Raw genomic sequence first — 15,026 nt, 5'->3', positions numbered from 1 at the left:
TGCACAGGGTGAGAAACCGAGACACAAGAGAAACCCGGCCAGACCGAAGTCTGCCCGCGCACGGCCGCCATAAAAACTGCCGCAACTTGTGTTGTCGGGTTCTCACACCCGGTCGCCAGAACAAAGCAACCCGATGACGTTATCCCTGGGGTATTTCCCCGACAACACAGCCGCTTCCGCAAGACGCGTAGGATAATTCCTAAGCACAATCAAGCAGTAGTATTTGGTTTCAAGTTAGGAAAGGTCTTACAAGTTGGTTCGATCACCCATCGCACGGACGACACTAATCCTGTGGGAGCGGGTTTACCCGCGAAGCCAACACCGCGGTGGATGGCACCGGCTTTGCCGGTGTTCGCGGGTAAACCCGCTCCTACAAGGTCCGCGCTCCCGTGAAACTGGCGCTGTTCCTGTGGGAGCGGCCTTGTGTCGCGAAGGGCTGCGCAGCAGCCCCGGCGGGCTCAAGCCAGGTGCAATCCAGAAGACCGCGCCACCTCAAACTCATCAGTCGTACTTGAAATCCGCACTGAACTTGCCGCTATCCAGCCACAGCGTGATCAGGCAACGCTTCCAGGGCTTACCGTTCTCGAACAGGTTATTGGCGGCAAAGAACGACCTGAGTTTCACCAGCAACACACGAATGTCATGATCGACGCGCGCAGTTTCAGGCATGAACCACTGCACCTCGCCACCCGACACCTGAAAGTCGTAAAGAAGCTTTGCGTGGTCGCCCTGTTCAGACAACTCGACATCGACAGAAACCCACTGGGCGTGCGTGGGTGCGATTGCCCGCACTGTTTCACCGAGGCCCTGATAAATTTCATCATCGGTATACATTCGGTCCTACCTCACCGGGTGATAATGCCGAGAAACCTGGCCGGCCGATTCAATAAACGTAATTGATCTTGACCTGCTCGCCGCGGCGATAAGAAAGCTTGATCGCCTGCCAAGGCTCACCGCGATTCACGGCATTCTGTTTCAACTCCTTGAGCAATCGATACAATGTCGCGCCATTGTAGTCGCGTTGCGCATCGGTGCTCTCGCGACCCTCTTTCTCGACAGTCAGCTCTTCCTGCATATACCCCTCACCGAGTTCGGCTTCATAGCGCAAAGCATCGTAGCCCTGCGTGATACCCGCTTCGATGAGGCTGAAGATTTCCTCCAGCAGTCGCCCATCCTGCGCAACACTCGTATCCGCTAGAGGAGGATTTGGAATCTTCATCTGGGACTCTCCAACATTCACGCGCTCATATCGCGTTGATCTTGCAAAGCCTCGACCGACTCAGCGCCGCAGCTGATCGAGGATCATCAGATGAACATCCATATTCAGCTTCACCAGATGCTCCAGGTCCGCTTTCCCGCCGATGCACAGCGCAGGCTCGAACGCGTACATCTCGTCTTCGCCTACCGGCCCCAGCTTGGCCAACGCACGCTGGAAAAGCGGTTTGCCCTGGTTGTCTTCAAAGTCGAGGCTCTCCCGCGTGGAGGAGCCTAAAAAGATCCCCACGCTGCGGTCAGGCTGAGGGTTGGGTTTGTGCAGCTGATTTTTCAGCGCGACGATGCCACCCGCCAGGCTCGATACGGTGATCTTGCGCTGGTAACGCTCGCCCCACGCATACAGCGAGCCAAACGCATCCCGTGCGATCACGTGATAGTTGTCGATCTCCGCCAGCCCACTGCCCTGCAGCCACATGTCCAGCGTGGCCTTGTAGGCGTCTGGGTCGACGATCCAGAACAGGCCATCGGCATAGGAGCACCAGCCTTCATCTCGCCAGTAACCGAGCAGCGCCTCGGGCAAGATCGACCGGTACTTGTCGATACTCGACGCGGGCACTTCGCGACGCGAGCACGCTTCACCCAGATTATCGATCAGCGCCTGGAAAAATTCGTCTCTCACTTTGCAGTTCCTCTGAGTAGCTCCAGCCTTACATTCATCTGCGCCTGCCCAGAGCCATTGGCGATAGCCGAAGACACGCTTTCATCCAACGCCTTCAAGCGGCTTGGCCAACTGCCGCCAATCGACGAGTTGACCAGCGAATCGCCCATTCTGACAGGTTCAGGGCTGAACCAACCACCGGCGACCATGTCCGGATCGTGCAATGCCGCCAGCTCCGAGCGGATCTCTTTGGCCCGCACCGTCGCTTCGGCAGAGGCGGTCTTGAAGTCCTTGCCCTTGTTCATCAACGATTCGGTAATGCTCTCCCTCACGTCATTCTCGAAGTCCTTGCCGAACTTGGTCTGTGCGGCGACGGAGTCCGGATTGCGGCCCACTTTATCGTAGGCGTCGCGGGCGCTTTTGAACTCATCCACGGTCATCTTGTTGATTGCATCTTGCTGCGCTTGAAGCTGCTTGTTGTATTCCTTGAGGAAGGTCTTTTGCTGCTCCGGCGTCATGGCCTTGAACTTGTCGCTGTTGAACGGGTTGAACGCCTTGACCGTGAACTCATCCATGGGCGGCACGGCGTTGGCCGGATCTTTCGGTGCCTCAGGCTTGGCCTGTGCGTCATTGGCATTGGTCGCTGGCTTGCCATTGCCCGCCAGCTCATCCGGCGCACGCGTGACCGGCGTCTGCGGGGCATCGACCACCGGCCGTTGTGGCAAGGTCTTGCCCGCTCCCGAGGCCTCGGCCTTGACCACCTTGGCGCCATCCACCGCCATTTTTTCCAGGCTCTCGCGGCCAAGCTTGATGCCGACACTGGCCAGCTTGACCCCACTCTTGGCCACACCGCCGACCCCGGTCAGCACGCTGCCGACGTCCCACACCAGTTCGCCCATGTCACGCCCCAACTGCACGGCGTGCTCGTCACCGCCCTCGGTCAGTGCCGTTTCAATGCGGGCGACCTTTTCCTGAAGACGCTGCTTCACCTCATCCGGATACCCCGCCAGCGCCCCAGGCTCATCGATCAGCCGGCCAATCGCCTGCACCGTCTCGACCGGGTGCAGCAGCATCTGCGCCAGCCCCTGGACATCGTCGAAGCCCGCTTCAGCCAGGCCCAGGCCGACACCGGTCTGGGTCAGGAAGTCCTGCTTCTTGTGGATGTAGCCCCACTTGGCGACCACCTTCATCTTCTCGAGGGCGCCGTCAGCCGCTTCATATTCCTTCTTCGCCTGCACCAGCTGCTGCGTCGCCAGCCAGTTGTTATCCACAGCCCCCGAAGCCGCCGCATTGGCCGTCGCCGCGTCCAGGCTGGTGGTCGCGGCAAGGCCGGTGACCAGGCTGACGATCAGGTTGCGCTTGGCCTCGCGCTGGCTTTCGCTCTCGTTCGGGCTGGCCTCGGAGAACAGCCCGGTGAGCAGGCTCGACGCCGCCGCACCGGCTGCGCCACTGCCACAGCTCTGGCTGCTGGCGGCGGCACCGGCGCAGGCGACGATGCCGTGCAGCGCGGCGTGCAGGGGGTCACCTTCGGCCAGGGTGCCGTCGGCGACCAGGTTGCCGATGTAGCCGGCGCCCTGCTGCTGCACGTAATTGACCACCATGCCTTGCAGGAAGGCACCGTTGCCGGCACTGATGTTGCCGCTGGCGGCGGCCACCAGGGCGGTGGTGATCTGCCGGTAGGTGCCGCCTGCACCCCAGTTGCCGGCTACGCCGTCGGCTTCGTTGCGCAGGCGGATGGCCTTGTCGCGCAGGTCCTGGCTGATGCCGGCATTCGCTTCTTTACTGGCCTGGGCGTCGGCTTCATCGGCCGCCTTGCGCTTGGCGTCGACCTCTTTGGCCTTGTTCGCCAGTAGCGTGCCCGCCTCGTTGGCGAAGGCCTGGACGATCTCGAAGCCGGCACGGATCTGCTCTTCGTCGAAGATCGGCTTGAGCGCATTGCTGCCGTCGCGGTCGCTGGACACGTCGCGGTTGAGCCCGGCCAGGGTTTCGTCGACGCTCTGGCCGGTGCGCTCGCGCTGGGCGGCCGCGTCGGTGATCAGGATCGAGCCGCCACTGATACCGCTGCGGGTCACGCTGCTGGCGCTGTCGCTGGCACTGATGGCGATCGGCAGGCTGGCGCCGATGTCTTTCTCGTTGGTCGGGATCTCGGTGCCCGGGGTGATGTTGCCGCCGGTCTGGACGTTGCCTTTCTGGTCCTTGCCGATCTCGCTGTAACCGCCGCCGACGCTGAAGGTGCTGGCGTCGTACTCGGCCTTGTTGCGGATGTCGCTGGTGGTCAGGCTGGCCGTCACCAGGCGGTTCTTGCCGTCTTCCACGGCCTTGTCGCTGCTGGCGATGACCGCGCCCTTGAGGTCGGTGTTGCCGCCCACGCGGACGTCGAAACCGCCATCGCCGGCCTTGATCCCCGACTGCTCGGTGACGCTGGCGTAGTCGGAGTCCATGTCGGTGCCGCCGAAGTTGGCGCTGCCGCCACTGACCGTACTCATGCCATAGCAGAACGGCGGGATGCACAGGCTGATGCCGACGCCCATGCTCTTCTCGTCGACCTTGAAGGTGTCAGTGTCCTGCAGGCTCTCGATGTTGAGGTCGCCGCCGACATACGCCAGCACCTGCCGGCCGCTGACCACGGCGCCGCGCAGGTTGGTGTCGCCACCGGACACCAGGGTCGCCGTATTGCCCGCTTCGACCAATGCGTTGGTGTGGGTCAGGGTGTCGCCGTCGGCCTCGCCGCGGTTGCCGCTGACGCCCAGGTCGAGGGTGAAGCCGTTGCGCGAGCCGCCCAGCGACAGGCCGATGCCGACGCTGGCGCTGCTGCCCTTGCTGTCGCTGTCCTGCTGGCTGGTGTTGCGCGCCGCCAGCAGGTTGATGTCGCCATCGGCGGCCAGCGTGGCGTTGTTGCCCGCGCGGATCTGGCTGCCCTGCACGGTGATGTCGCTGTCGCTGCCCGCACCGGTGGCGCGCAGGCGCACGTCGTTGCCGGCGACCACGGTCGAGCTGGCGGCGGCATCGCTTTGCTGGACGGTGGTGCTCTGCTGCTGCTTGGTGCCCAACGACAGGCTGATATTGATCCCGCCCGCCGAGCCCGGGTCTTGCGCCACGGCGGTGGCGGCGTTGTTCACCGCCAGCGCTGCGGTGGCCGCAGCCAGCGCCTGCATGCGGCCGTCTTCGGTCTTCTGCGAAGCCTGCTGCATCTGCTGGGTGGTCTGGATGGCGTTGATCACTGGGTTGGTGACCGTCAAGGTAAAGCCGGTCTGCTTGAACAGCGTTTCGCGGGTGCGCTCGCTGGTTTCGCGGGCCTCGGTGATCGCGATCTGCTGGGCCAGGATGTCGATGTCGCCCTTGGGCGCCATGACGTCGCTGCCGACCTGGCGGTACTGGCGGCCGGCTTCGATCATCACGTCGCCGTCGGTGCTGCCAATGGTGCTGGCGCGCGCGGTCTCGCGGGTGGTGAGGTCCTTGACGCTCTGCTGCTGGCTGCCCATGGTCACGGCAATGCCGCCACCGCTGAACAGGCCGCTCTTCTTGGTCGACTTGTCGTGGAGCTCGCTGCTGCTCTCGCTGGCGGCTTCAATGTTGACGTCGCGCTCGGCGACCAGCACGGTCTGCTCGGTCGACACCACATCGCTGCCGCGCACGCTGATGTCGCGACCGGCCTGCAGGTAGGTCTGCTCGGCGCTGAGCGTGGTGCCCGTGGCCTGGGTCTGGCTGACCGTGTCGCGCAAGGTGGTGGTCTTGCTCGAGAGCATGCCGTTGCTGCCCTTGAACTTGTGCGCTTCGTCGGCGAACTGGTACTGCTCGGAGGCCGTCAGGTTGATGTCGCGGGCGGCCTCGGCCAGGACCATGCCCTGCTCGCTGTTGACCGTGGCGCCGCGCGCGTTGAGGTCCTGGCCGGCGCTGATACGCAGGTCGCCGGTGCTCTGCACGGTGCTGCCGACTTCGCCGCGGCTGGCCTCGTTGCGCCAGTTGCTGGCGTTCCACTGCACTGACTGCTGCTGGCTCTCGGCGACCGTGGTGAGGTTCACGTCGCGCCCGGCCTGCAGCTGGGTCACCCCGCCCTGCCCGGCGTTGACCACCTGCGAACCGACCAGGTTGAGGTCGTTGCCGGCAGCGACTTTCATGCTGCCGTTGTCGCCACTGACGAACAGCCCGGCCACCCGCGAAACGCTGGTGCGGCTGCCCTGCTCGCTGCTGCTGTCACGGGTCAACGAGCGGCTGTTGATGTCCTGCCCGGCTTCGATCGCCAGGCTGTCGGTGGCGCCGATCAGGCCGCCGAGGTTGTTCAGGTTGTCGCGGGTCTGCAACGCGACGTTGTTGCCCTGGATGCGCCCGCCGAGGTTGTCGATGTTCTGCGCGGTCAGCGCGACCACGCTGCGCCCACCGAGGCTACCGCTGTTGAGCAGGTCGCCGGAGAGGTCGAGCTTGAGCTGCTGGCCGGCGATCAGCGCACCGTTGCCGTTGAGGTCGCCCTCCTGCACGCGTACATACACCTGCGGCACCAGCACCTGGCGGGTTTCGCCCGTGGCCAGGGTCACGGTGCGCTCCACCAGCCAGACAATGTCGCTGGTCAGCTGGGCCATCTGCTCGGCGCTCAGGGCCACGCCCGGCACCAGGTTCCAGTCGCTGGCCAGGGTCACTGCATTGTCGATCAGCGCGCGGTACTGGGCTTCGTCGCTGGCGTAGCCGTCGAGGAAGCGCCGCCCGGTGAGCTGGGCGATCTGCTCGCGGATCAGCTTCTGTTCATAGAAGCCGTCGCCCAGGCGTTGCTGGGTTTGCGCCGGGTCGAACTGCAAGCGCTCGAGCATGTAGTCCGAAGACAACCAGTTGCGGTAGCTGGTAAAGCGCGGATCGGTCTCGATCAGGTAGTTGCGGGTGCCTTCGGGGTTGGTCTGGAACAGGCTGTTGCTCGGCAGCGCGAGGTTCAGGCCGCCAGTGCGCACCTGGTCGGCGACGCCCTGGCCGTCGTTGAGCTTGACCTCGACCACGGCACCGACCCGGTACTGGTCGCCGACGTCGGCGCTGACCGCGCCGACCGTGGCCACTTGCTGGCCGACCTGCAACAGGTCACGCCCGCTCACCTGGGTGCCGCTGCCGTTGATCACGGCGTGCTCGGCCCACTCGGTCGGGGTCAGGTCGATGTCCTGGATCAGCGGCGCCGGGCGGTAGTCGGCGACACTGCTGCCCTGGCGGTCACGGCCCTTGCGCTGGATGCGGTAGAAGTTGGTCGCGGTGCCGGCATCGCTGGTCACCCGCTGGCCGTCCACCTCGGTGTTGATCACCTGCGCCGCGCCGGCCTGCAACAGGCCACCGGCGAGGATCCGGCTCTTGTCGTTGAGCACCGTGTCGCCGCTGAAGGTCAGGTTGCCGCCCGCCAGGATCTGCGCCGGTGCCGAGGTGGCGATGCGGGTTTCGGTGACCACGCGGGTGTAGTCGTAGCGGTTGAAGTTGTCGCGCACGCCTTCCGGGGTGTTCAGGTGATCGACTTCGTCGCGGTAGACGGACACCTGGCCGGCCTGGTAGCGGTTGGGCGAGCCGCTGATCTGGTACTCGCGCAGCTGCTCGCGGCTGAGTTCGACGTCGACGGTGCTGAAATGCTCGTTGGTGTTGCGCAGTTCGCGCACCGCCAGGTTCATGGCGCCCAGCGACTCGACCGTGGCACTGGCGTTGGCCAGCACATCGGCGCGGCCGGTGGCGTGGTCGTCGGCATCCAGCGCGCCGCCAATGGCCATATCGCCGGCACTGAAGATCAGCGCCTGTTCGCGGTTGTCGATGCGCTGGCTGCCGATGTCCAGGCGCTCGCGGGCGGCGATGACGGCCGCGCGGTCGCCTTCGTTGAGGTTGGCCAGGGTACGGCTGGCAATCGCCAGTTGGTCGCCGTAGAGGCGCCCGGTGCCCAGGTTGTACAGCTCGTCGGCTTGCAGGCGCACCTGCTGGCCGTCGACCAGGCCACGGTTGATCAGTTGCCCGCTGACGCGCAGGTCGACCTGGTTGGCCGACAGCTCGCCGCTGGCGGCATTGTCCAGCGACTGGCTGCGCACCCGCAGCGACTGCCCGGCGAGGACCTGGCCGCTGTTGACCAGGCTGCCACCGACCTCGAGGTCTACCTTGCCATTGGCTTGCAGCTGGCCAGCCAGGACCAGGTTGCCCTGCTGGCGCAGGATCAGGTCACCGAGGCTGAGCACCCGGCCACTGCCGCTGAAGTAGGCGGCATTGAGCGACAGCAGGCTGCCGCCGATCAGGGTGCCGCTGCCGTTGTCGATGGCCAGCCGCAACTGCGCCGGGTCGCGGTCGGCCAGGCGCAGCTCGCTGCCGGCGGAAATCAAGCCGGCATCGTTGTACAGCGCCTGGGCCAGGCCCAGGTCGATCACGCCGTCGGCGCGCAGCGCGCCTTGCTGGTTCTCGAGGGTGTCGGCACGCAACAGCAACGACGCGCCTTCGATGCCCTGGTCAGCGCCCTGGGTGGTGCGGTTGTCGAGCTGCGCGGCAGTCAGGCTCAGTTGCCCGCCGCTGCGCAGCAGCCCGCCACGGTTGTCGATGCGCTCAGCCGGGGCGACGGTCAGGGCGCCCTTGGCCTGGACCTGCCCCGCCTGGTTGTTGAGCTGGCTGGTGTGCAGCTGCACCTGGCCCTCGCCGACCACCTGGCCCTGGTTGTTGAGGGTGGTGGCGACCAGCAGCAGGTCGCCTTTGCCGGCGATAAAGCCCTGGGCGTTGTCCAGTTGCGCGGTGCGCAGCTCGACGTCGGCCTGGCCGACGATGCCCTTGTCGCTGCCGGAGTCGGCGTTGTACAAGGCCGCGCCGCCGGTGTCGATAAACAGGCGGCCAGCGGCCTGGATCAGGCCGGCGCTGTTGCGCAGCTCGCCGCTGCGCAGGTCGAGGGTGGCACGCGCGTCGATCACCCCGGCGCTGTTGTCGAGGGCCTGGCCACGCGTGTCGAGCAGCAGCTTGGCGCCGCTGATCACGCCTTGGCGGTTGTCCAGGCCAAGGGCACCCAGCTGGATATCCTGGGCCGCCTCGAGCCGGCCGCCCTGGTTGATCAGGGCGCCGTCGCTGACTTCGAGCAACAGCCCGGCCTGCACCGAACCGAGCACGCCGCCGCTGTTGTCGAGGCGCCCGGCCACGACTTGCATGGCCTCGGTCGCGGCCAGGGTACCGGCGATGTTGCTCAGGCTGTCGGCGCGCACGTTGAGCGTGTCGCCAGCGCTAAGGGTACCGCCGTCGTTGACCAGCTCGGTCGCGCTGAGGGTCGCCGCGCCGCCTGCGGCAAGGGTGCCGCCACGGTTGTCGAGGCGCTCGGCGTCGCGCACTTCCAGGCTGCCGCCGTGCGTCGCGATGACAGTTGCGCCACGGGTGTCGAGTTGCCGGCTGTCGAGCAGCACCTGGCGGCCCTGCACCTGGGCATTGGCAAGCACGGCCTGTTGCGCGGTCACCTGCAAGGCGCCATTGCTGGCCAAGGTCCCGTCGCTGCTGTCGATTGTCGCGGCGCGCACGTCGAGGGTGCCGCTGCCGGCATGTTCGATCTTGCCCTTGCGGTTGGCCAGGGTGCCGGCGTCGAGGTTCAGCTGCTGGGCGTTGCTGGCGATGCGTCCGTCACTGTTGTCCAGGGTCCCGGCGACCTTGAGGGTGCTCGCGCCTGTGCCGGTCTGCACCAGCTCGCCGCGGGCGTTGCTCAGCTGAGCGGCTTCGATCTGCAGGTTGCCGACGTTGACCTTGGCGTCATCGCTGCGCAGCGTCCCGCTGGCTTTGGCGTCGAGTTTGCCAGCGGTGTCGAGGGTGGCTGCGGAAAGGTCGAGATCACCCTGGCTGGCGGTCAGCTTGAGGGTCTCGGCATAGCTGCGGCTGTGGCTCAGGTCGATGCTCTCGCCCTGCAGGTCGAGGGTGCCGCTGGCGTGGTTCTGGCCATGGGCGGCGATCTTTGCCGCCTTGACCTGGAGGGTGGCGTTGCCGCTGGACTTGCCTTGGGCATCGACCCCGGCCGCGATCAGTGAGTCACGCCCACTGTTCAGGCTGGCGGCGTCGATGCGCACGTCGCGCTGGGCGGCCAGTTCGCCGCTGTTACTGACCTTGCCCTGGCTGCTGACCTGCAGCTCGCCCTTGGCGTACAGGCTGCCGCTGTTGTCGATGGCGGTGGCGCTGGCCACGCGGGTGTCGCCGGCGCTGCTGATCGCACCCTGGTTGAACAGCTTGCCGTCGGCGCTGATCTGCACGTCGCCGGCCATGGCGCCGATCTGCCCGGCGTTACTCACGCCAACGCCTGCTTCGGTGCCCACCAGCTTGATCTTGCCGGCGTACATGCCGCCCAGCTCGGCGACGTCGATGGCCACCTCGGGCTTCTCGCTGGCGTCCTTGGCCAAGGCGCTGGCCTGGGTGTTGTCGGCGTTGACCTGGTTGCGCCCGGCAGTAACCTTGAGGTCGTTGGCCCAGATCCCGGCGTTGACCTCGACGCTGCGCGCGATCAGGTCGGTGTAGTCGCTGTCGCGGGCGTCCAGGCCCTTGCCGGTGATGCTCAGGGTGCCGCCCTCGACGCGGTAGCCGGTGATCCGCCCGTTCTCCAGCTGGGCGCGGCCAGTGGTCAGGGTCGAGCGGTCGGCGTTGATGAAGCCGCAACCGTTGCAGCTGATGCCGGCCGGGTTGGCAATCACCACTTCGGCGCGCTGCCCAGCCACTTCGACATAGCCGCGCAACTGGCTCGGGTTGCTCGAATTGACCTCGTTGAGGATCACCCGCGCGCTGCCGTTGCCCAGGTACGGGTTGCCTTCGATCCAGCCGCCGAGCTGGGTCTGGCTGTTGCCCACCGAGTTGTTGAGGATCGCCCCGCGCCCGTCGACGTCGAACTGGCTGTAGGTGTTGTGCGACACGCCGCCAGCGCTCGGCGCCTGGATGTTCACCTGCGGCGTGCCGTTGGCACTGTCGATCACCATCGGCCGCTGGCCGCCTGGGGCGCTCGGGTCGGCGACGATGCCGGCGGCCCAGGCCGGGGCCACGCTCAGGCTGATCAGGCCGAGCGCGCCCATCAGGGCAAAGCGCAGCCCGCCGAGGGTGGCCACGCACGGCTGCACGCTGGCGCCGCCGCCAGCACGCTCACCGGGCGCCTTGCCCTGGCTGCTGACCGTCTCCGCCACTACCATGAGCAGGCCGCGCGCCTTGTTGAAAATGACTCGATACAGATGCTTGTTCATTGCAATTCCCTTGCGGTGCGGTCAGGCGCGGGTGGCCAATGGGTGAGCGGCAAACCAGGCGCGCGCCTGCTCGGGGATCACCCCGATGCCATGGAAAGTCTTGACCTTGAGGCCGCGCTCTTCGCCGCGGTGGTACAAGGCGCGGGCGCAGCGGTTGTGGAACAGGCGGTGGGTCAGCAAGCGGGTGAGCGCGGCCGTGTGGCCGAACGGGGCAACCCAGTCGTTGAACCACAGGCGCTCGCCGCTGTGCCAGTCGGCCTCGGCCAGTTCGACCGGCGCGTTGCTCAGGTAGCGTTGCTCGGCGTCAGCACTGAGGTTCAGCCAGGAAACGAAGAACACCGGCTTGCCGCCCTCGCTGCCAAGCACGAACTGGCGATGCTTGAGCGCGGGCAGAAGCAGGCTCGACAAGCTGTGCAGGGGCGCATCGCGGTGGGCCTTGGAGTGCATCCACAGCCAGGTGGCGCAGCCCAGGGCCGTGGCTTCGTTCCACGGTTCGTCGAAGATCGCGGGGGCGGTGATGTCGAAGTCGTCGATACGCATGGCAGGCCCTCAGAACGACAGCGCGACAGTGAAGGCGCTGGTGAAGTTGGCGGTTTCGAAGCCATCCGGCTTTTTCAGCGGGGTGCCCCACGACCAGTCGTAGGACAGGTTGCGGTAGCCACCGCGCACACCGACCACCGCGCCGGCCAGGCGCCGGCCGACCAGGTAGTCGGCGGAGTTGCCGCCGACCTCGCCATAGTCGACCCCGGCGTACAGCTCCTGGCCGCTGCTGCCCAGCGCCAGCCCCAGCTCGTTGCTGAGGGTCCAGCCGCGGTCGGCGGAAAGGATGTTTTCGCCATCGAAGCCGCGCACCGAATAGCGCGTGCCGATGCTGAAGCGGTCCTGCGGGACCAGCTCGGTGCGGTTCCATTGCGCGCGCCAGCCGCCGATGTAGCGCAGGCGCTGGCCGTAGGCGTTGAACGGCACCTGCAACTGGGCGTCGGCGGTGATGATCTTCGAGCGCGAGGTGCCGTCGCCGAAGGCCTCTTCGGGCGCCGCCAGGGCGCTGTGTGCACCGGTGCCGCGGCGGTAGGCGAGGCCCAGGTCGAGGGTCGCCGGGCCGATGAACTCACGGTGGCCGACCCCGGCCTGCCAGCCGGCCATGCGCCGGTGCTGCTGGAGGATCTCGGTGTCATCGATGAAGTTTTCCGAGGAGCGCGTCCACAGGCTGCCCCACAGGGTGGTCTTGCGCACCGCGTCGCGGTAGACGAGGCGCGACAGGCGCAGCTCGTTGTTGCGGCTCTCGCCGCGGTACTGGAACGCCTGGTTCACCCCGGCCACGGTCTGGTGGTAGTCGTACTCGCTGCTGGTAAAGGCCAGCTGCCAATAGCCGAACGGCAGCGAGTAATGCAGGGTGTGGCCCTTGGAGCCCTTGTTGCCCGAGGTGCCGCCGCCCAGGTCGTGGTTGAAACTGGCGTAGAACAAGTCGTTGAGCGACAGCGGGTTGTCCAGCGACAGGGCCACCGCGCCCTGGTACTTGCCGGTGGTCTTGCTGCCGCCGTTGTCCACCGACAGGCTCACTCGGGCCGGCAGGCGCTGGCGCCAGGCGATGATCACGTCGCTCTCGCCGGGCTTGGCGTCGCTGGCGCTGGCCGGGGCGATACGGATGTCGGCCTCCGCGGTCGGCACCCGCTTGAAGTTTTCCAGGGCTTGCTCGATGTCGCGCAGGTTGAGCAGCTCGCCTGGGCGGGCGGGCATGGCGTTCCAGGCGTTGGCCCGGCCGCTGGTGCCCTCGGCGAAGCGCACCTGGCCGATGCGCCCGGGCAGTACGGTGAGCACCAGGATGCCGCTGTTGAGGTCCTGGGCCTCGGCCATCACCCGGGTGGTGACGTAGCCCTTGGCGATGATCGCGTTCTGCATGCGCTTCATCGTCAGGTTGATGCCAAGGGCGCCCAGGCACTGACCGACCGCCGGATCGTCGCTCGGGTTGGCCGCACGCAGCGCCCACTGGAACTGCTCGGCGGCGTCGCCGATCAGGCGGATGTCACGGATCGCGAAGCACGGTTTCTCGTTGCGTGGCAGGCGGCCTTCGGCCTCCTTGGGCTGGGCCGCCTCCAGGCGCACGTCGGGCCGTGCCTCGAGTTGCTCGCGCAGCAGCCGCTCACGTTCACGCTGGCGCAGCTCTTCATCGGCGGTCGCCGCCACGGCCGCCTGGGCAGCGACCAGCCCGCCCAGCAACAGGCACAGCGACACGGGGCGCAGGGTATCGAGAAGGCGGCGGGCGACAGCAGCTGTCGACGCCCGGCGTGGCGGGAGTGAGGGCATGGCACATCCTTGTGGTACGGAAACAGGGACAGGCCGGGGACAAGGGGGGAAATTGTCCTACAGGCCTAAGATCGACCGGTGAGACGGGTGAGGGCAGGAAAAGTTGCGTGGGATGTGCAGAAAAACCTGAGGAAATCGGGTTTTGTGAAGCAAATCCCATTAGTTGCGTCGGGTTTTGTCGCGGCAGTATTGGCGAGGTGTCAGGCGCTGCGGGGTTGACTGGCTAACCGTGGGGCCGCTCTGCGGCCCTTCGCGGCGGTCCGGCGTCCCGGTAAACCCGCTCCCACAGGGTTCGGCGCAATCCCTGTGGGAGCGGGTTTACCCGCGAAGGGCTGCAAAGCAGCCCAATGCAGACTCACTGGCCAGGGGCTGGCGCTTGCTCGCCGTTATCAGCCTGGGCCTCAGGCTCAGCCTGTGGCACCTGCACTTCGGGCTGGTCAGGCTCCGCCGCCTTGGCCGGTGGGTGCTGCACCTTGCGCAAGCGGGTCAGCTCCGGCAGGCCAAGCTTGAGCAAGCGCGCGGTCTTGTTGCTGGCGACCTTCTCCAAGCCTTGGTCGGCCGGCAAGCGCGCCAACTGCCCGGCCAGGCTCATCGCCAGAATCTCCCGCGAATACACCCCGCCACCCAACGCATAAACCGCGGCGATCAACTCGCGCAAGGTCAGCGGCAGGCGCCAGCGGGTGCGCAGGGCCGAGCCGAACGGTGCGCCGAAGTCATTCAGCGCCGACTGCACCTGCGCTTCGTCCAGCTCGCCACCGGCCAGCCGCCACTCCTGCAGGCAACGCAGCACCGCCAGGTCGCCCAGGCAATGCAGCAGCCCCGCGCAGTAGCAGCGCGCTTCGTCGACTTCCAGCAGGCGCGCCAGGGTGCGGCCGTACTCGGCGGTGTGCAGCGAGAGGTCCCAGAAATGCGCGGCGTGCCTGGCCAGCAGCGGGTCACTGAGGCGCGCGCTGCGCTTGAGGGTGAGGCCGAGGAGGAGGTTCATGCTCTGCGTGCTGCCGAGCTTGTTCAGCGCCTGCAGCAGGGTCTGCACCGGCGCCTCGCGGTGCATCGCCGCGCTGTTGGCGGCGGCGATCAGCACACCGGTAACCTGCGGATCGTTGCGCACCTCCTCTTCCAGCACCTTGAGGTTGAGGCCCTGAGGGTTGAGCGCGCGCTTGATCGCCACCTGCACGTCGGCCAACAGCGGGCCGCCATCGGCAGTGGCGCGGCGTTGCTCGAGAAACGCTGGCAGCTTGGCCCCGGGATGCAACGGTGGCACCGGGCAGGCGATCTCTTCGCCCGCGGCGGTCAGGAGGATCTCCAGGCGTTTGCGCAGTTTGTCGAGGTTGAGCGGTTTGCTCAGGTATTCGGTGGGGTGCAGCGGCAACACTTCACGGACACTGGCGCTGTCGCTGCGCTCGCTGAGCAGGATGAACGGCAGGCTCGGCGTCTCACCCTTGGTGCGCACCTTGCGCAGCAGCTCCAGGCCATCGACCCCGCCCAGCTCGCGGGCGGCGATGATCAGGTCAGGTTTGCTGGCCAGGGCGCTGACCGCTTGCGAGCCGTCGGCGCAGATCTGCAGGCGGGCGTCGCAACGTACGCTGAGCAAGGTTTCGCGCAACATGTCACGCACCCAGGGATCGCCTTCGGCAATCAGTACGCAAGGCGGGTTGGGGTCTGCAGCGCTCATGGTC

The 15,026-nt window shown here is 66.5% G+C and carries 7 protein-coding genes; all 7 read right to left on the bottom strand.

The genetic code is table 11. The annotated features are described in order from the left end of the window. Nucleotides 1-501 precede the first annotated feature (501 nt). Nucleotides 502-834, bottom strand: a complete 333-nt coding sequence (locus CCOS865_RS28135; RefSeq protein ID WP_119137349.1) for a hypothetical protein — start codon at nt 832-834, stop codon at nt 502-504. A gap of 49 nt (nt 835-883) precedes the next feature. Then, complete coding sequence (locus tag CCOS865_RS01815; RefSeq protein ID WP_119137347.1) at nt 884-1,219, bottom strand: hypothetical protein; 336 nt, start codon at nt 1,217-1,219, stop codon at nt 884-886. 60 nt (nt 1,220-1,279) lie between these two features. After that, nucleotides 1,280-1,894 carry a GAD-like domain-containing protein gene (locus CCOS865_RS01810; protein WP_119137345.1) on the bottom strand — a complete coding sequence of 205 codons (615 nt, stop codon included), beginning with the start codon at nt 1,892-1,894 and terminating at the stop codon, nt 1,280-1,282. After that, on the bottom strand, nt 1,891-11,046 hold the full coding sequence (locus CCOS865_RS01805; RefSeq protein ID WP_119137343.1) for a two-partner secretion domain-containing protein: 9,156 nt from the start codon (nt 11,044-11,046) through the stop codon (nt 1,891-1,893). The genes CCOS865_RS01810 and CCOS865_RS01805 overlap by 4 nt, the downstream gene beginning before the upstream one ends. A 21-nt stretch (nt 11,047-11,067) precedes the next feature. Next, nucleotides 11,068-11,586 (bottom strand): toxin-activating lysine-acyltransferase, encoded by a 519-nt coding sequence (locus CCOS865_RS01800; RefSeq protein WP_119137341.1) that lies wholly within the window; start codon nt 11,584-11,586, stop codon nt 11,068-11,070. 9 nt (nt 11,587-11,595) lie between these two features. Further along, on the bottom strand, nt 11,596-13,350 hold the full coding sequence (locus CCOS865_RS01795; RefSeq protein WP_119137339.1) for a ShlB/FhaC/HecB family hemolysin secretion/activation protein: 1,755 nt from the start codon (nt 13,348-13,350) through the stop codon (nt 11,596-11,598). A 355-nt stretch (nt 13,351-13,705) separates the two neighbouring features. Then, entirely contained in the window at nt 13,706-15,022 is a 1,317-nt protein-coding gene (locus CCOS865_RS01790) for a response regulator (protein ID WP_119137337.1), read from the bottom strand. Between the last annotated feature and the right edge of the window lie 4 nt (nt 15,023-15,026).

The organism is Pseudomonas reidholzensis (genome assembly GCF_900536025.1).
GTDB classification, from domain to species: domain Bacteria; phylum Pseudomonadota; class Gammaproteobacteria; order Pseudomonadales; family Pseudomonadaceae; genus Aquipseudomonas; species Aquipseudomonas reidholzensis.
This window is presented reverse-complemented; position numbering and strand designations above follow the sequence as displayed.

Bases quoted from the DNA above. Each gene is read 5' to 3' on its own strand.
- CCOS865_RS28135 (WP_119137349.1), bottom strand. From the start codon at position 834: ATGTATACCGATGATGAAATTTATCAGGGCCTCGGTGAAACAGTGCGG.
- CCOS865_RS01815 (WP_119137347.1), bottom strand. From the start codon at position 1,219: ATGAAGATTCCAAATCCTCCTCTAGCGGATACGAGTGTTGCGCAGGAT.
- CCOS865_RS01805 (WP_119137343.1), bottom strand. From the start codon at position 11,046: ATGAACAAGCATCTGTATCGAGTCATTTTCAACAAGGCGCGCGGCCTG.
- CCOS865_RS01800 (WP_119137341.1), bottom strand. From the start codon at position 11,586: ATGCGTATCGACGACTTCGACATCACCGCCCCCGCGATCTTCGACGAA.
- CCOS865_RS01795 (WP_119137339.1), bottom strand. From the start codon at position 13,350: ATGCCCTCACTCCCGCCACGCCGGGCGTCGACAGCTGCTGTCGCCCGC.
- CCOS865_RS01790 (WP_119137337.1), bottom strand. From the start codon at position 15,022: ATGAGCGCTGCAGACCCCAACCCGCCTTGCGTACTGATTGCCGAAGGC.